Raw genomic sequence first — 17,620 nt, 5'->3', positions numbered from 1 at the left:
AGCGACTATGGTGTCGGTGGTTTCGGCGGCATACAAGAACTACGCGACCTCAATAAGCCCGTGATCGCCTGCGTTAACGGCATGGCGGTTGGCGGCGGCTTCGAATTGGCACTTTCCTGTGATTTGATCTACGCCTCAGACCGTTCCTCATTCGCTCTGCCGGAAATCCGCGCCGGCGTGCTGGCTGACGCGGCGTCAATCAAGCTGCCGAAGCGCATGCCTTATCACGTCGCAATGGATCTGTTGTTTACCGGGCGTTGGATGGATGCCATCGAGGCGCATCGCTGGGGCGTCGTCAATGAGGTGCTACCGCACGAAAAGCTCGAGCCGCGTGTGTGGGAAATTGCAAAATTGCTCGCCGGCGGTCCTCCGCTAGTGTTTGCAGCCATCAAGGAGACGGTGCGCGCTGCAGAGACACTTTCCTTTCAGGACGCCATGAACCGAGTGGCACGCCGGCAGTTTGCCACCGTCGATGTGCTCTATAGCTCTGACGATAGAATCGAGGGGCCACGGGCCTTCGCAGAAAAGCGAGATCCGGTTTGGAAGGGGAGATAGAGTTATGGACTTGCCGGGCGAAGGGGACTTCCTTGAGCTTGCTCGAGGAACAATGACAAATAAGTCTATTGGATCGGCCGTGGGCCTCCTCGGGGGTCGCCAAACTTCAACTCGGCTCCGCCAGTCGAGCGCCCGCTGATTTCAGGTCATACCAAATGCGCATCTAGGGAACGTTATCGAGTCCGGAAGCTCATCGTTCGCTCGTTTCCGATCATGTGCTGCCAACGTCATTTCGTGTCCAGCTTGATGTTCGATCTGCTGCTGAGTAAGGCTTTGCTCGAGGGAGATTGGACGGCCAAACTGTTCTCCTGCGGCAGATGGCCGTCATACAGAAGCTCTCAGGCTCAAAGCAGGTCGGGATTGGTCGTTACCGCACCGATAACCGTGCGCATCGATTTGTAGACCACATCAAGGAACCGCGGTTCACCCTCACAATGACTTTGCTGCCGCTCGTCAGATTGCGGTCGCTGTCGAGGTCACGGGATCGGCAGCAAGCCGAGCTCGTGCAGTCGCGGGCTCCCGATCCGATAGCAGAGTCATGAGCCGGGGGACTTCCAGACGACCGATGATGCCAGGCCGGCGAGAAAATGCCATCGTAAATGCGCGGGGCTATTGCTTGGCGGTCGACTGCTGATTCCGCTCGATGTCGCCCACCATTCCGGAATGATCTCGCCCACCGTTCCGATTTGATGTCGCCCAGCATTCCGAGATGATCTCGCCCACCCTTCCGGGATGATGTCGCCCGGGGGTGACGAGGCCTCTTCTGGCTCCGATACGGTCCTGCCTTTCGGCTTTGCGAAGGGGGACCTGGATGCCGACGGAGAGGTTTGCGATGCGCCATGTGCGCGATGTGATCAGATTGAAGTCGGCCGGGATGCCGACCCGCGAGATTGCGCGGCGGGTGGGAACGGCCCCTTCGACGGTGCGGTTGACGATCCGCCGGTTCGAGGCATCGGGGCTGACCTAGCCGTTGCCCGATGACGTCACCGACGCTGTGCTGGAGGCCCGGCTGTTCGCCAGCGCCGGTGCCGGTTCCGGCACGCGGCGGGGCCATCGCCGGCAGGCGGAGCCGGACTGGGCGGCGGTGCATCGCGAGCTCAAGCGCAAGCACGTGACGCTGTTGATCCTGTGGGAGGAGTACATCGCGAGCGAGCCCGACGGGTATCGCTATTCGCGGTTCTGCGAACTCTACCGCGCCTGGGAAGGCCGCCTGTCGGTGACGATGCGCCAGTCGCATGCGGCCGGCGACAAGCTGTTCGTCGACTATGCGGGCGACGGCGTGCCGGTGGTGATCGACCGGCTCACCGGCGAGCGGCGGGCCGCTCAGATCTTCGTCGCGGTGCTCGGCGCATCCAGCTTCACCTACGCGCAGGCGACCTGGACGCAGGGGCTCGCCGACTGGATCAGCGGCCACGTCGGTGCCTTCGAGGCGATCGGCGGCGTGCCGGCGCTGCTGGTGCCGGACAACACCAAGGTCGCAGTGATCAAGGCCTGCCGCTACGATCCGCAGATCAACCGCAGCTACGCCGATATGGCGGCGCATTACGGCACTGGCATTCTGCCGGCCAGGCCACGACGGCCGCGGGACAAGGCCAAGGTCGAGCAGGCAGTCCTCATGGTTGAGCGCTGGCTGCTCGGGCGGCTGCGCCACCGGATCTTCCACAGCCTCGCCGAGGTCAATGCGGCGATCGCCGAGTTAATGACCCGGCTCAACGAGGAGCGGCCGATCCGGCGCCTCGGCGTGACCCGCCGCAAGCTGTTGGAGGAGATCGACCGGCCGGCGCTCAAGACCTTGCCGGAGAACCCTTACGTGTTCGCCGAGTGGCGGGTCTGCCGGGTCAGCATCGACTATCACGTCGAGGTCGAGGCGCATTACTACAGCGTCCCGCATCGCTTCGTCCGCGCCGAGGTCGAGGTGCGCTTCACCGCCCGCACCGTCGAGATTTTCCACAAGGGTGAGCGGATCGCCGCGCATCAGCGCATGAGCGGCAATCACAAACACACCACGGTGCCGGAGCACATGGCGTCCAGTCATCGGCGCTACGCCGGCTGGACCATCGAGCGTATCCGCAAGGATGCCGCCACGATCGGGCCAGCCACCGCGGCGCTGTGCAACCTGATCCTCGACGAGCGCTTGCATCCGGAACAGGGCTTCCGCGCCTGCCTCGGCATCATCCGGCTCGCCCGATCCTACGGGCACGAGCGGCTCGACGCCGCCGCCATGCGGGCGATCGACATCGGCGCGCGCACCTACGGCTCGGTCAAATCGATCCTCGCCAACAATCTCGATCGGCGTCCTTCACCCAAGCGTCCCGCGGACGACGCGCCGATCCTCCATCCCAACATCCGCGGGCCGCGCTATTACAATTAGGAGATCACGTCTTGCTCACGCATCCGACCCTCGATCAACTCAACGCGCTCGGGCTTCACGGCATGGCCAAGGCCTTCGTCGACATCGAAGCCGGCGGCGATGCCGCGAGTCTCGGCCACGCCGAATGGCTTGCGCTCTTGCTCGAACGCGAAGCGTCGCTGCGACGCGACAAGCGGCTGTCGAAGCGGCTGCAATACGCCAAGCTGCGCCAGCAGGCCTGCGTCGAGGACATCGACTATCGCACCCCGCGTGGCCTCGACCGCAGCCTTCTGGCAATGCTCGTCGAAGGCGGCTGGATCGCCGACCACGCCAACCTGCTGATCTGCGGCCCGTCCGGCGTCGGCAAGAGCTGGCTCGCCTCGGCGCTCGGCAACAAGGCCTGCCGCGACAATCGCTCCGTGCTCTATCAGCGTGTCCCACGGCTGTTCACCGATCTCGCTCTGGCGCGCGGCGATGGTCGCCACCCCCGGCTCCTGCGTGCGCTCGGCCGCGTCGATCTGCTCGTCCTCGACGACTGGGGCCTCGAGCCGCTCGACGCCGCGGCCCGCCACGACCTGCTGGAGATCCTCGAGGAACGCTATGGCCGCCGCTCCACCATCGTCACCAGCCAGCTTCCCGTCGATCAATGGCACGCGCTGATCGGCGACCCCACCTACGCCGACGCCGTCCTCGACCGCCTGGTCCATAACGCCCACCGGATTGACCTGAACGGCGAGAGCATGCGGCGAACCCGCAAACCCGCCCAAAAGGCCTGAGTCAGTGGCGCTGTGGACATGCCGCTGCGCTTGGACAACGCAAAGAGCGTTGCCCACATGCCCACAGCAGAGCAACAGCAGACGAAGAAGGGCCTCAAGCCGCGATTCAAGGTTGACCCCGCCGCTTCACCGATGCCAGAAACCTAAAAGCCAGAACGCCTCGCGCCCCGGGCGACATCAAATCGGAATGGTGGGCGAGATCATCTCGGAATCCTGGGCGAGATCAAATCGGTACACCCGGGCGAGATCATCGGAATTCGCAGTCGACCAGAGACACGCTGCTGAGCGTGGTCCGGCACCCATCCGTCCTCCGGCTGATGCTCCCAAGGTCATGGGTGTCGATGACATGACTTGCCTCGCGCTCCCCGGCAAGTGGGGAAAGTCACTTCACAAGTAGATAGCTGCGCATCAAAGATGATGTCGCAATCAGGCATTTCAAGGACGCATATCGTCAAAGGGGAGTTTGCGCTTCAACTAGTAGTTCGACATGAACCCAAGTGACACGCAAGCACGGCTTGGATCGCTCGTCGATCTCCGGCTCAAGGGGCTATTGAGCAGTTTCCTTCTCGTACTCCAAAGTTTGTCGCGTTTGTAGCGGTCTGAGACGCGTCTACAACGTTCATTCGCTTCAGTTCAATCGCGAGCTCAGGCTCAGAGTCGGGGACGGTGCAATGGCAACACATACTGATAGACTAATTCCGTTCGCCTTCGCGGGCGAGATGTGTCGCGATCTACTCGGCGTGATGCTTTCCCAGCAGATAATGTGGAATGATTGGCATCGAGCGCTGATTTTCCGAACGCTTTCCCAATTTGCACTTCTGGATATGTCGAACGTGTCGACTCGGATGCTATACGCTACCAAAGAGCGCAGTATCTAAGCCGACCGCGTCCGGTATTGCCGAGAGATGGTTTGCCGTCGCCGCCCAAGGCGAACTGGCTTGCGACTAACGGCACGATATAGTCAGTCTACCCGCCCGCAACTACTCTCGGGCTAGATATACTAATGCCTCCTGAGAAAGAACAATGGTTTCTAAGCTAATCGATGGAAAATCCATCGCCAAGACCCTTCGAACAAACTTGGCGAAGGAAGTGGCGTTGCTGCAAGCCGAGTTCAATCTAACCTTAGGATTGGCAGTGGTACTAGTCGGCAGCGATCCAGTCAGTTCCATTTACGTGAGCACAAAGGGCAAACAAGCGCGATCCGTGGGAATCAGTTCTCGTCAATATCAGCTTCCATGCTCCGCTAGCGAAGCCGAACTCATCGGGCTAATCGAAGAGCTAAACGCCGACGATTCCGTTGATGGCATTCTCATCCAACTTCCGCTGCCAGGGCACATTGACCGATGGCACGTGCTGGAGGCCATCGATCCAGCCAAGGATGTAGACGGCTTCCATTCTTACAATGTCGGACGATTGTCGGTCGGGCAACCTGCTCTCATTCCTTGCACTCCGCTCGGTGTTGTTCATCTTATCAAGACGGTTGTGAGCGATTTGAGGGGGCTCAATGTCCTTGTGATCGGTCGTTCAAACATCGTAGGAAAGCCTCTGGCAGTTCTGCTGGGCGATGCCGGATGTACTGTGACTGGTGTACAGATCCAAACACGAAATGTACCGGACCTCTGCCGAAATTCTGACATTGTCGTCGCTGCCGCAGGCTCCCCAGAACTCGTCCGTGGCGATTGGCTTAAGAGCGGCGCGATTGTAATCGATGTTGGCATTAATCGTGCTGTCGATTCAATGGGCACTGGGAAGCTTATTGGAGATGTAGCTTTCGCGGAAGCGATTGAGCGCGCGAGCTACATAACCCCCGTGCCCGGCGGTGTCGGGCCCATGACGGTGGCCTACTTGCTCGCGAACACAATTGAGGCAGCTATTTTGCGCCGCGGTTTATCTTTCTTTAGGACTTCAGGGGACTGCCAAGCGCGGCTTTCCTCGAAAGCTTCGCGGGTCGATGTGCAGTGCACAATCGATGGGAATCAAGGCCTCAGCATCGTTTAGCGGTCGTTTCGCGCAATCGCTCCGCCCGCGGTGCTCGACCGAAGCGAGCGCGATAGCTGCGGGAAAAATGGCTGGCGCTCGTGAACCCGCAAGCCAGAGCGATCTCAAGCACCGATAAGCTACTTTGCCGCACGAGATCCCGTGCGCGTTCCAAGCGTAGTGCCAGATAGTGCTCGCCGAGTGAACTGCCCAGATGCTGACGGAAAAGTCGCTCCAGGTGGCGGAGGGAGACGTTGGCAACACGCGCAAGCTCGTTTCGCGAAACTGGATTTTCTACAGTTTGCTCCATCCGACCGATCACTCTGAGCAGTGGCGCATGCGCGATGCCGAGACGTTCACGCAGCGGCATCCGTTGGGGACCGGTTCCTTCACGAACGTGGGTCTGCAGGAACCACTCGCTAACAGCCATCGCCAACTCGGTACCTTGTTCTCGAGCAATAATAGCATGCATCATATCTAACGGCGCGGTGCCGCCACCAGATGTCAGTCGATCTCGATCGATTTCGTATAGAGAGCGACGCAGGTCCAGGTCGGGATATTCCTCAGCGAAGGCGGGAGCATGTTCCCAATGAATCGTAAACCGGTAGCCAGCAAGCAAATTCGCGCGCGCGAGAATGTAAGGTCCGCCTGAGACGCCACCAATCTTGACGCCGCGTCGAGCGAGTGTTCTCAACCAGGCAAATGTCGCGGCATGTTTGAAGAGCGTCGGATTGCCTCCGGCGCAGACAAAAACGTAATCGAAATCCGCATCCGTCCCGACACGAAAGTCGGTTTGAATACGCACCCCATTGGAAGCCGCAGCCTGCTCTCTATCGATTGAAACATGACTCCAGCGGTACAGGGTGCTACCCGACAGACGATTTGCCGCACGTAGAGGCTCAATCACGGAGACGTATGGAAGCATTGCGAAGTCTGGAACGAGCAGGAAGCCGACATGAGCTGGCCGTGGGCCAGGACTATCGTTTTCAGACATTCGAAGGTCGTTGTTGATCATGCCCGAAAAACTACGCCCTTCAATGTGGATCATACAAGCGGGACTTGTATCTGCTCTCCGTTCCAAACGAGGTCGGGTTAAGTTCAGGCAAGTCTGATCTGCCAGCCAACTATGGCCAAGGAGCTAACGTGACCGCGTACGGCGGGCCGGTCTTTGACATGGCCGTAAAACAATTTGAGGTAATCGCAAATTACCTATCTATACCGGAAGATGCTAGGGCGCGGCTGTTGATGCCGAAGCGAGCGGTCATTGTGTCCTGTCCTATTCATCGTGACGACGGCACCACGGCCGTTTTCGAGGGCTATCGAGTGCAGCATCACCTTACACTCGGGCCGACGAAAGGCGGCACACGGTTTGCCACGAGCGTGGATCTTAGCGAAGTTGCGGCACTTGCAATCTGGATGAGCTGGAAATGCGCGCTGGTCGGTTTGCCGTATGGTGGCGCTAAGAGTGGCATCAGTGTCGAGCCCTCGAGCTTGTCCAGGCGCGAACTTGAAGCGCTATCTCGTCGATACATGCAGGAAATGATCCCATTCGGTGGGCCGCATCCAGACGTGATGGCGCCTGACATGGGGACCAATGAGCAGATCATGGCCTGGTTTATGGACACATATTCCATGTACCAGGGACAAACAGTTGCCGAGATCGTTACTGGTAAACCCGTCAGTGCGGGGGGAACGTTGGGAAGGCGCGAAGCGACGGGTAGGGGAGTGACGCATTTGGTCCGTCGAGCCGCGGATGAACTAAAGATCCGCCTCAGCGGTGCAACGGCAGTCGTTCAAGGATTCGGCAATGTCGGTTCGATCGCGGCGCTCGAACTGCACAACAGGGGAGTTAAGGTCATCGCAGTAAGCGACCACACCGGCGCGCTCTATCGGCCTGCAGGCCTGGACATCCCGCAATTGGTCAGACATGCGGCTTCGCAAGGTAGCTTGGAAGGCTACTCCGATGAGCTCGCCTTGGACCGTCAGGAAATGCTGACGCTTGAGTGTGATGTACTCGTTCCGGCTGCGGTAGAGCAGACGATCAACGCCAAAATCGCGGGTGACCTTCGCTGTCGTATTCTTGCCGAAGGTGCCAACGGTCCGGCTACGCCGGATGCAGATAGGATTTTAGAAAGACGTCAGAAGGAGATCTTCCTAATTCCCGACGTTTTATGCAACTCGGGCGGAGTAGTGGTCAGCTACTTCGAGTGGGTACAAGATCTCCAGCGGTTGTTCTGGGAGGAAGAAGAGGTAATGCGGCGCGAGTATCAAGTCTTGGATCGGGCCTTCGATCAGGTATTAGCGCGCGCCAAACGGGATAACGTGTTCAACCGGACGTCAGCCATGGCGATCGGTGTGGAACGCGTACGTGGTGCAAAGGAAACGCGCGGGCTATTCCCATAGTATCATCATTGCTGCTCAACTCATTTCGCGCCAGCAAATTTGTCGCGGTGGCTTGTCTGCCGACGAGCTTAACGGAGCGAGTAAGCGGGCTCGTTTATCGAATTATGGTCGACGAGTTCGTTGACTGACGCAGTGCCCGAACAGTCAACCAGAACGCGACCACCCAACGGCGCCCCCTTACGTCGAGAACCTCAGCGATTGAGGGGGAAATGGAACTATCCGCCGGTTTGGCTGACAAATCCAGCGGTGGTGCTGCTGCTTAATGGCGCGGCAGTGGTCGCCCTTCTGGCCGCTGTCTCCTGGCTCTTGTGGCAGGTGTGGCAATCGATGAACTCGCCTTCGCGGCTTCAACTTCAAGCTCATGCAGCCGAAAGGGTTTGTCAGTGGCGATGATCAGCTACTAGCCCGTTGGACTGTTCCGCTACCTGGGTAGCGACTGCATGACGCAGACCTCCTGCGTCCTGAGTCGAATCGCGCAATCGCTGCATTCGTTCCGCTCGCGGTTTTCCCAAGTGTGGGTGGTCCGCAAAGAACCGCAACCAGCACGTTGTGGGAAAGCGTAGCAGCAGGCGCTCGCGTCGGGTCAAGTGCAGGATCGAGTGTTTTTCTCGTCGGGATCAGATCGTGATCAACGTCCCCACCTACGGGACGGTAGATACCTCGGCAAACTTCGTAGGATGCTTTCTGGTGCTCCGTGCAAAAGGTTATTCATTGTTCGACTGAGCTCTGCGCCTGCCATGATCCAAACCTGAGCGCGGAAGGCAGGCCGATGATCCGGATATCCTACGCAATTCTGTCTGTGGGCCACACTGTCCTGAAAACTCCGCATTCGCAGACGCGACGCAGATCTCCTGCGTACCTGGGTCAAGATTTGAGAGGTTCAGCCTCTAGACTGGCGTAAACTCAATAACCCTGTTCTCGCCCAGGAGAAGACAGATGAAATCTCTTTCAGAAGTTAGGGCGGCTGACCCGATGGATCCCGCGGTTCACCAGAACGCGAAAAATCAGAAAGCCCGAATGGCGGATCCATCGAGAGTTGGCTGCGCTTTCCGAATCTGCGACCTATATGGCTGGACCGATACGTTCAACACTCATCTGTCGGTACGCGACCCGGCTGAGCCCAAGTGCTTTCTGATCAATGCAGCCCCATCTTCAACTCGACTGCCAATACGAGGGTGCACAATGTAAGCGGTCTTGTCGTTTTCGATCAATTGAATGTCGCTAACAATCATGCCGACCGAAGCTGCGCTGTTCAATTTGCGGCCAGATCAATGAAGTTCTTAGGGGCGGCTTCTACATAGCCACAAAAATCGATGCGCTATTCCATCTTCTCTCTCCTTACACAAGCGTTGATAGCCCATCGTGGCTGGCAGCCAGCTTGGCGCGATGCTGTGCCCCAGTCCGAATACGACGTTCTGATCATCGGGGGCGGCGGTCATGGTCTCGCTACGGCTTACTATCTTGCCGGGCAGTACGGCGTTCGAAACGTTGCGGTAATTGAGAAGGGGTATATAGGGTCCGGCAATATCGGCCGAAATACGACGATCATCCGGTCCAACTATCTCCTGCCAGGAAATACCCCCTTCTACGAGCTCTCGATGAAGCTATGGGAAGGTTTGGAGCAGGACCTGAACTACAACGCGATGATCAGTCAGCGCGGGGTGCTCAACCTCTTTCATTCGGACGTTCAGCGCGACGCCTTTGCGCGCCGAGCCAACGCGATGCGCCTCGCCGGCGTCGACGCAGAGCTGATTGATCGCGAGCAGGTTCGTACCATGCTGCCCTTCCTCGACTACGAGACAAGCCGCTTTCCCATCGAGGGCGGGTTGCTGCAAAGGCGCGGGGGCACGGCCCGCCATGACGCGGTTGCTTGGGGCTACGCTCGTGCCGCTGACGCACTTGGCGTTGACATCGTGCAGAATTGCGAGGTGACGGCTATCGATGTCGTCGACGGTCGCGTAATCGGGGTCGACACCACGCGTGGCCCGATCAAGGCAAAGAAGATCGCTCTCGCGGTCGCGGGCAACTCATCTCGACTCGCCGCTATGGCGGGGATGCGGCTGCCGATTGAAAGCCATGTCCTGCAGGCCTTCGTTTCCGAGGGACTAAAGCCCCTGATCGACTCTGTGGTCACCTTCGGCGCGGGTCATCTTTACATCAGTCAGTCCGACAAAGGCGGCCTCGTCTTCGGAGGCGATATCGATGGATACAACTCTTACGCCCAACGGGGTAATCTCCCAGTGGTTGAGGATGTAATGGAGGCGGCGATGGGCCTTTGGCCCGGGCTTGGTCGAGTGCGGCTGCTGCGTCATTGGGGAGGCATAATGGATATGTCGATGGACGGCTCGCCGATCATCGATCACGCTCCGGTCCCTGGGCTCTATCTCAATGCCGGTTGGTGCTACGGCGGCTTTAAGGCGACACCGGCGTCGGGGCTCTGCTTCGCCCATCTCATAGCTAAGGATGAGCCGCATGCAGTGGCCGCCGCCTATAGGCTCGATCGCTTCGCGACCGGCCGGCTCATCGACGAAAAGGGCGTTGGCGCCCAGCCAAACCTTCACTGACATTCCCTGGAGCAGACCCGATGCGCATTCCATGTCCCCATTGCGGAGCGCGTGACGTCCAGGAATTTATCTACCTCGGCGATGCCCGACCGCGCCGTCCTGATGGGCTCGCCACCACGGAAGATGCAATGTTCGAATACGTTTACATGCGTGACAATTCGCGCGGTCCTCACGACGAGCTTTGGTATCACGGCGCTGGATGTCACGCTTGGCTAGTTGTGCGCCGTCATACCTTGAGCCACAAGATCGAGTCCGTGGTCCCGGCCAAGAACGCAAAAGTGGGAGCGGCGGCATGAGCACACAGCCGTTCCGTCTGCCAAACGCAGGACTGATTAATCGCAGTCAGACGTTAGAGTTCCGCTTTGATGGAAAGAGCTATATTGGGCATCCAGGCGATACGCTCGCCTCTGCCCTCCTTGCAAATGGCGTCCGGCTCCTCGCCCGGTCCTTTAAGTATCATCGTCCGCGCGGTGTTCTATCAGCTGGCTCCGAGGAGCCCAACGCGTTAGTTGAATTGCGCTCCGGTGCTCGGCGTGAGCCGAACACACGAGCGACGATCATTGAGCTGTTTGACGCGCTTGAGGCAAGAAGTCAAAACCGCTGGCCATCCCTCGGTTTCGATTTCTTATCACTGAATGGTCTCGCTGCACCCGCTTTGGTCGCGGGCTTCTACTACAAGACTTTCATGTGGCCGGCTTCCTTTTGGGAGAAGCTGTACGAACCCCTGATCCGCAGCGCCGCGGGACTTGGGCGTGCCGCCGAAGTCGCCGACCCCGACCATTACGAAAAGGCCTTCGCGTTCTGCGATGTTTTGGTCATCGGTGGTGGGCCGGCCGGCCTCACAGCGGCACTCACCGCGGGCCGCAGTGGCGCGCGCGTTATCTTGTGTGATGAGGATTTTCGATTTGGTGGCCGTTTGCTCGCTGATAAGCGCGAGATAGACGGCCGTCCCGCCGACGAATGGCTGTCCGCTACATTGGCTGAGCTCAGCTCGCTTTCCGAAGTGCGCATCATGCCTCGGACTACCATCTTTGGGCTCTACGACCACGGCATATTCGGCGCGGTTGAACGGGTGAACGACCACATCGCTATCCCGCCAGCTCATCAGCCGCGTCAGCGCGGGTGGCGGATTTATGCAAAGCGCGCGATCCTTGCCTCAGGAGCGCTCGAGCGGCCGATCGTCTTCCCTGGCAACGACCGGCCGGGAGTTATGCTTGCCAGCGCGGTACGCGCATACGTCAACCGCTTTGGGGTCCTGCCAGGCTCGGAAGCTGTCGTTTTCACGGCGGGCGACAGTGGCTGGGCCACAGCGCGCGACCTGGTGTCAGCCGGGGCGCGCCTGTCAGCCGTCGTTGATTCCCGCAGTGAAATCGACCCTGTATTCAAAACGCTCGCGGAGCGTGCCGGCGCGCTGGTCTTTACCGGCGGTACCATCGAGGCCACCCAAGGTGGGCGTCACCTACGCAGAGTCGTAATACGTGATAGCTCCGGAAAGCGCACGATCCTGGGATGTGATCTGCTCGCGGTTTCCAATGGTTGGAATCCGACGCTTCACCTCACGTCTCACCAGAACGGCAGGCCAGTTTGGAACGAGGAGAAGCAGGCCTTTGTGCCCGGTACACCGCCGCCCGGTCTACTTGTCGCGGGCAGCGCCGCCGGCCGCTTCACTTTGGCTGAGGCGCTCGAAGATGGCGTACGGTTTGGGCGAGACGCCACGGTCGAGCTCGGCTTTGCCCCGTCACTGATGGAAGCTATTCCCGCTACCGACCCTGAGACGAGTGGTCTGAAGCCGATCTGGCGTGTGACAGGCGGCAGAGGCAAAGCTTTTGTCGACTTCCAAAATGATGTCACCGACAAGGATGTTGAGGTGTCGGCTCGCGAAGGTTTCCGCTCGGTTGAGCACCTTAAGCGCTACACGACCCTGGGGATGGCCACGGATCAGGGCAAGACCTCCAATCTCTCCGGTCTGGCCATCATGGCCGAGCAGACGGGCAGAACGATTTCCGATATCGGCACGACTGTTTTCCGTCCACCCTATTCGCCGGTCGCGATCGGCGCCCTGGCCGGCCACCACCGCGGAAAAGATTTCCGCCCCGTGCGTCTGGCCCCGACACATGAGTGGTCGCGAGAGCAAGGCGCGGTCTTTGTCGCAACGGGGCAATGGCTTCGGGCGCAATACTATCCGACACCGGGCGAGCAGGATTGGCTGACCACTGTCAACCGGGAGGTGCTTGCTGTCCGCAGGCGGGTAGGCATCTGTGATGTCTCAACGCTCGGCAAGATCGATATTCAGGGTACGGATGCGGCCGAATTTTTGGAGCGCGTCTATATCAATGGCTGGAAGACGTTGCCGGTGGGCAAGGCCCGGTATGGACTGATGCTACGCGAAGACGGCTTCGCCATGGACGACGGTACCACCTCGCGATTGTCCCAAGATCATTTCGTGATGACTACCACGACCGCGAATGCCGGAAAGGTGATGCAGCATCTCGAATTCTGTCATCAAGTGCTGTGGCCGGAGCTCGACGTGCGGATGGTGTCGATCACTGAACAGTGGGCGCAGGCCGCAATCGCCGGCCCGAGATCGCGCGAAGTTCTGCGCAGCATAGTTGATACTGCGCACGATGTTTCGAACGAGAGCTTTCCATATCTCGCCGCGCGCGAGGTCACGGTGAGCGAAGGCATCTCGGCTCGGCTGTTCCGAATTTCGTTTTCAGGCGAGCTGGCCTATGAGCTTGCGGTCCCGGCCGGCTATGGCGATGCGATGATGCGAGCTCTGATGGCCGCAGGCGAGCCGTACGGGATCACCCCTTACGGAACAGAAGCACTCGGGGTCATGCGTGTCGAGAAGGGGCACGCGGCGGGCAACGAGCTCAACGGTCAAACGACGTCGCGCGATCTCGGCCTTGGTAAAATGATGTCGTCCAAAAAAGATTTCATTGGACGACTAATGGCAAGGCGAGAGGCCCTCCAGCAAGGCGACCGTCCAACCCTGGTCGGATTTCGGCCGGTCAATTCCAACGAGCGGCTACGCGCCGGCGCGCATTTCATCGCCATGGGGCGCAGCGCTAATACGGACAATGACGAGGGCTACATGAGCTCTGTCGCTTATTCACCGAATCTGAACCACTGGATTGGCTTGGGCTTTCTCAAGAACGGATCAGTTCGCATTGGCGAGCGCATTCGCGCAGTCGATCCGGTTCGCAATAGCGAAATCCAGGTTGAGGTTTGCTCACCCGTTTTTCTCGATGCTGAAGGTACCCGCCTGCATGCCTGAACAAGTGACTTCTATGTGGCGTTCCCGAGACTGTTGGGCCGGCATCATCAACGCCGAACAGATCGGCGCCGACGGCGAAGCGGGTGTTACTCTGCTGATCTCGAACGACCTGCAGCTCGCGACCTTAATCACGAGGCCTGACTCCAGCGGTTTGCAGCGCCTCACCAAGCAGCTGATCGGTCTTGATCTACCCCAAACATCGTCTGCCGCGCTAACGCCCACGCATGGTTTGGTATGGTCGGGCCCGGATCAGTGGCTCCTTATTGCCCGACAGAGGGCGGGCTTTTCTGATTTGCTCGGGCTCCTTTCAGCCGAGGCTGCCGTCAGTGACCAAAGCCATGCTCGCGCGGCAATGACTGTCTCGGGGAAGCGCGTCCGCGAGGTTCTCGCCAAGGGCTCGATGGTCGATCTTCACTCGAAAGTGTTTCCAGTTGGCGCGACCGTTCTGACGAGCTTCGCGCATGTTAATGTACAGCTGTGGCGGACCGAAGACGGATCGGACGGGCCCGTTTTCGAAATTCTTGTGCCGCGAAGTATGGCGGGCAGCTTTTGGTCTTGGTTCGTGGCTTCCGTTGCAGAGTTTGGTTGTCGAATTTCCACCTGCAGAAATTGACATGGTGTGTGTTCCGCCACCTTCGCTCTCTTCAATCCAGTCTATGCAGGACCGCCGGCCGGCGCTTGCCATTATGTCCGATAACTCCATGATCCTTACCGTATCCGGCTCTGACGGCCCCGGCATCGTCTCGGCAATCTCGGTTCTTCTCTTCGAAGCTGGTTGTAACATCCGGGATGCTCAGCAGTTCGGCGATACCGAAACTAGGCGTTTCTTTATGCGCGTTGTCTTCGATCGCCTCGATCACGCCAAACCAGAGACCGAAATAGCGGGCGCGATCGAGGCGCTCGCGGAGCGCCTCGCAATGACATTCAAGCTGCGGCAGAGTTCCGCAAAGAAGCGCGTGATGCTGTTGGTGTCCAAATTCGATCATTGTCTCGCAGATTTGCTTTATCGCTGGCGCACCGGCGAACTGCCAATGGAGGTGACGGCGATCGTCTCCAACCATAGCCACGAGCATCTGGCCTGCACCGGCTTGGCCGAGCTGCCATTCTACCATTTCCCTATCACCAAGCAGACCAAGATGGAACAAGAGGCCCGCATCTGGGAGCTGGTGAAGGAGACCCATACTGATCTTGTCGTCCTTGCCCGCTACATGCAAATTTTGTCGGACGACCTCACGGCCAAGCTATCGGGGCGATGCATTAATATTCATCACTCTTTCCTGCCAGGCTTCAAGGGAGCAAAGCCGTATCACCAAGCTCATGAACGAGGCGTAAAGTTGATTGGTGCCACTGCGCACTATGTAACCTCTGATCTGGACGAGGGGCCGATTATCGAGCAGGACGTCGAACAAATCTCGCATCGGGACATGCCGGAGGATCTAATCCGTAAAGGACGTGATATCGAACGGCGCGTACTCGCTCGCGCCGTACGCCATCACCTCGAGGATCGTATTGTGCTCAATGGCAAGAGGACAGTTGTCTTCACTAACTGACCAAACCTTGCCCGGGCTAGTCGTAATGATGTCTCAGTAAAGGACTGTTCTTGGGCTTGTGGATCGTCTCCCATTTCGCCCTGGTCAGCTTTGTCCGGGTTCCTTTTGATGCGGCGTCGTTTGACGCCAAGCTTGATTAGGCGCCGCGGGCACTGGAGCAACAAACGAAGTTGTCTATTTCGTTGCATCGCTGCCCTCGAAGCGCGGCGCAATGTGCGAGAGCGTCCGGACCCCCGGTTTGACTTAACCGGCCTAACTGGATGCCCAGCTAGAAGGGCGGGCCCGAATGCAAATTGACGAGCCGCTCTTCCGCAGCCAACCACTGGAATCCATCGTCGACATCTTGAGATCGCCGCAACGTTGGCTTCGTTGCGCGCCCCGTCTGCTTTCTGGCTCAACCCGTGCTTCGCGTAGTCCATTCCTTCATGCGCGCCGCCGACAGCACCACGACATGCCGTGATGCCGCCGATTCGACAGGCCCCCGCAGTCGCACCTGAACATCACCCTTCGGAAGCCGCACCACCCGACGCACCCTGCGCGTCGAGACCTTGATCAGCATCAGGTTTATCGCTCAGGCCACAGCCAGTCCGCCTGCCTCACCTGTTTAGCGCGGCGAGCACAGCTCTTTACCGTCAAGCCCGCGCACCGCGCGGACGCTCCTTGCCAGCGTGGAAGACGATCTTGTTTTGGGTGCGGCCCCGGCGGTGACCGCGTCGCCCCTCTCGGCGCGCATGGGCGAGGCCCACAGGCCTCCTCCGCGTCCTGCGGCAGCATGGCGCCGAGCGCCTCCACGCCGGCGGCCAAGAAAAAGGGATCGAAGCTCGTTGCTTACTTCCTCGAAGGCCTTATCCACAGGCGACGTCGCAGGCCTCGTAATCGTGCTAAGTCTCTTCATGGCGTGCGTTCCTTCGTTGGATTCGGCACACGAGCCCTACAGGTTCAAGCCGAGCAACGCCGCTCCTTCTATGTCATCATCGGCCAGGACATCGCCTTCGGATCGGATGGAACGCCCCTTGCAGGATTAAGGGCGCCCGCCGCAGCCGCTACGGGCCGACGGCCGCCCACCAATTGTTGCGCACACGCGACTCGGCTGCAGGAATTCCCGATTCGGTGGCACTCTCGATTGATGATCATTGATACGTGGCGCCGTTTCGCCGCCACCGCAGGATTTCCCTTTGGCCGTCTGCGATAGATCAAGCGTGCTGGATAGCGATCTCGATGCAAGTGACTCTGCATGAACTGAAAAGTGGCGCATTCCGGTTTTGATAATCGTGCCGCGTTTCCGAATGCTGAAGTGCCTCAGAGTATCGGTTCGCTTCCTAGACGACCGCTTCCATGAAACTGCTCATATGCATTGCTCACTTCCGTCGAGAATCAGGCTGTTTCGAGCGTAACGATATCATTCGAACCTTGGAAGCGGCTGAATAGGTCTGCTACGAGTTCGCACTTCAGCAGGAGACCCGTTGGTCGATCAGCATTGGCAGCATGCGAGGTGGGCCGGACGAGATAAATGGACTGCATCGGGGACGCAGAGGACCGACAGGGCCCATCGGTCAACATGGCGCTACCGGCAGGAAAGATCCCAATCACGGCAAAGAGAGAAGGATCCCAAGTATACAGAGCCCGTAACTCCGAGACAGAAGCCATGGCGACAAGAACGTTGTTCGCGCCTGTTCCATCGAGACGTAGAGGCTTGGTTTATGTGCAGGCCTTGGTCTGTGCGCGAGCATTGCGGGCAATATCCAGAGGCCCCGATATCGAGTGCGGGAGAAGCTCGTACAAAGCCAACGCTATTGAGTTCTCAATCACAGAGATTCCGCAGTTATTCACGAACTTGTCCGCTGCTTAGCTCGGATGGAACACTCCTATCCAAAATGACGAAATTGGCGCGGGCCGCATCATCCCGGCTGCGTCCGCAGGCCGCCCGGCGGCTCGCCCTAACGTTCCGTTGGCTTGACGTTTTTCATCGAAGCTGAAGGCCGATCGCGCCCAAGGAGTAGCCCGCCGCGGCTAGTCTCTTCACTTTGCCGAGCCCGTGCACCTGGAACCTAACGCAGTCGTCCGTTAAGAAGCCGAATTGAGCGGGACTGCACAGGCAAGCGTATGCCATAGCTGGATCATGAAGAGGCACAAGAGTTCTCTGAGCCAGGCGAGGATACGGCGGAAGT

11 protein-coding genes and 1 pseudogene are annotated in these 17,620 nt (G+C 59.1%); 10 read left to right on the top strand and 2 right to left on the bottom strand.

The window, feature by feature from the left end; all coding sequences use genetic code 11:
- From AC0L3S_RS37100 to folD, 4 genes and pseudogenes are all read left to right on the top strand, one after another.
- Positions 1 to 555 (top strand): enoyl-CoA hydratase-related protein (locus AC0L3S_RS37100; protein WP_473284787.1); only part of this gene is annotated, 555 nt, incomplete at its 5' end.
- Positions 556 to 1,387: 832 nt separating this feature from the next.
- Positions 1,388 to 2,926 (top strand): annotated as a pseudogene (gene istA, locus AC0L3S_RS37095) (IS21 family transposase).
- An 11-nt stretch (positions 2,927 to 2,937) separates the two neighbouring features.
- Positions 2,938 to 3,681 (top strand): IS21-like element helper ATPase IstB, encoded by a 744-nt coding sequence (gene istB, locus AC0L3S_RS37090; RefSeq protein WP_259219381.1) that lies wholly within the window; start codon positions 2,938 to 2,940, stop codon positions 3,679 to 3,681.
- A 1,023-nt stretch (positions 3,682 to 4,704) separates the two neighbouring features.
- On the top strand, positions 4,705 to 5,679 hold the full coding sequence (gene folD, locus AC0L3S_RS37085; protein WP_259219382.1) for a bifunctional methylenetetrahydrofolate dehydrogenase/methenyltetrahydrofolate cyclohydrolase FolD: 975 nt from the start codon (positions 4,705 to 4,707) through the stop codon (positions 5,677 to 5,679).
- On the opposite strand, the gene AC0L3S_RS37080 is transcribed toward folD, so the two are convergent.
- A complete protein-coding gene (locus tag AC0L3S_RS37080) occupies positions 5,666 to 6,673 on the bottom strand; it encodes a GlxA family transcriptional regulator (protein WP_473284784.1) in 1,008 nt (335 codons plus the stop codon). The genes folD and AC0L3S_RS37080 overlap by 14 nt on opposite strands.
- A gap of 128 nt (positions 6,674 to 6,801) precedes the next feature.
- On the opposite strand from AC0L3S_RS37080, the gene AC0L3S_RS37075 reads away from it, so the two are divergent.
- The 6 genes from AC0L3S_RS37075 to purU all read left to right on the top strand — a co-directional run bounded on the left by AC0L3S_RS37075 (position 6,802) and on the right by purU (position 15,452).
- Entirely contained in the window at positions 6,802 to 8,061 is a 1,260-nt protein-coding gene (locus tag AC0L3S_RS37075; RefSeq protein ID WP_259219452.1) for a Glu/Leu/Phe/Val family dehydrogenase, read from the top strand.
- Between the two features lie 1,313 nt (positions 8,062 to 9,374).
- The gene (locus AC0L3S_RS37070; protein ID WP_259219384.1) at positions 9,375 to 10,625 is read left to right on the top strand and encodes a sarcosine oxidase subunit beta family protein; all 1,251 of its coding nucleotides are present in this window, start codon (positions 9,375 to 9,377) and stop codon (positions 10,623 to 10,625) included.
- A 20-nt stretch (positions 10,626 to 10,645) separates the two neighbouring features.
- Positions 10,646 to 10,921: a sarcosine oxidase subunit delta gene (locus AC0L3S_RS37065; RefSeq protein ID WP_259219385.1), complete on the top strand. Its 276-nt coding sequence runs from the start codon at positions 10,646 to 10,648 to the stop codon at positions 10,919 to 10,921.
- A complete protein-coding gene (locus tag AC0L3S_RS37060; RefSeq protein ID WP_259219386.1) occupies positions 10,918 to 13,902 on the top strand; it encodes a sarcosine oxidase subunit alpha family protein in 2,985 nt (994 codons plus the stop codon). The genes AC0L3S_RS37065 and AC0L3S_RS37060 overlap by 4 nt, the downstream gene beginning before the upstream one ends.
- Entirely contained in the window at positions 13,895 to 14,515 is a 621-nt protein-coding gene (locus AC0L3S_RS37055) for a sarcosine oxidase subunit gamma (protein ID WP_259219387.1), read from the top strand. Before AC0L3S_RS37060 ends, AC0L3S_RS37055 begins: the two co-directional genes overlap by 8 nt.
- Before the next feature lie 73 nt (positions 14,516 to 14,588).
- A complete protein-coding gene (purU, locus tag AC0L3S_RS37050) occupies positions 14,589 to 15,452 on the top strand; it encodes a formyltetrahydrofolate deformylase (RefSeq protein WP_473284781.1) in 864 nt (287 codons plus the stop codon).
- Between the two features lie 394 nt (positions 15,453 to 15,846).
- Here purU and AC0L3S_RS37045 read toward each other — a convergent pair whose 3' ends face one another.
- Positions 15,847 to 16,011, bottom strand: a complete 165-nt coding sequence (locus tag AC0L3S_RS37045) for a hypothetical protein (protein WP_259219389.1) — start codon at positions 16,009 to 16,011, stop codon at positions 15,847 to 15,849.
- Positions 16,012 to 17,620: the final 1,609 nt, after the last annotated feature.

The organism is Bradyrhizobium sp. Ken01 (assembly GCF_055807355.1).
Note: the sequence above shows the minus strand (reverse complement) of the source record. Positions and strands in the feature narration are given on the sequence as shown.

Excerpts from the sequence above, each read along its gene's own strand:
- AC0L3S_RS37070 (WP_259219384.1), top strand. The coding sequence starts at position 9,375 with ATGCGCTATTCCATCTTCTCTCTCCTTACACAAGCGTTGATAGCCCAT.
- folD (WP_259219382.1), top strand. The coding sequence starts at position 4,705 with ATGGTTTCTAAGCTAATCGATGGAAAATCCATCGCCAAGACCCTTCGA.
- AC0L3S_RS37080 (WP_473284784.1), bottom strand. The coding sequence starts at position 6,673 with ATGATCAACAACGACCTTCGAATGTCTGAAAACGATAGTCCTGGCCCA.
- AC0L3S_RS37060 (WP_259219386.1), top strand. The coding sequence starts at position 10,918 with ATGAGCACACAGCCGTTCCGTCTGCCAAACGCAGGACTGATTAATCGC.
- purU (WP_473284781.1), top strand. The coding sequence starts at position 14,589 with ATGTCCGATAACTCCATGATCCTTACCGTATCCGGCTCTGACGGCCCC.
- AC0L3S_RS37065 (WP_259219385.1), top strand. The coding sequence starts at position 10,646 with ATGCGCATTCCATGTCCCCATTGCGGAGCGCGTGACGTCCAGGAATTT.
- AC0L3S_RS37055 (WP_259219387.1), top strand. The coding sequence starts at position 13,895 with ATGCCTGAACAAGTGACTTCTATGTGGCGTTCCCGAGACTGTTGGGCC.
- AC0L3S_RS37045 (WP_259219389.1), bottom strand. The coding sequence starts at position 16,011 with ATGCTGATCAAGGTCTCGACGCGCAGGGTGCGTCGGGTGGTGCGGCTT.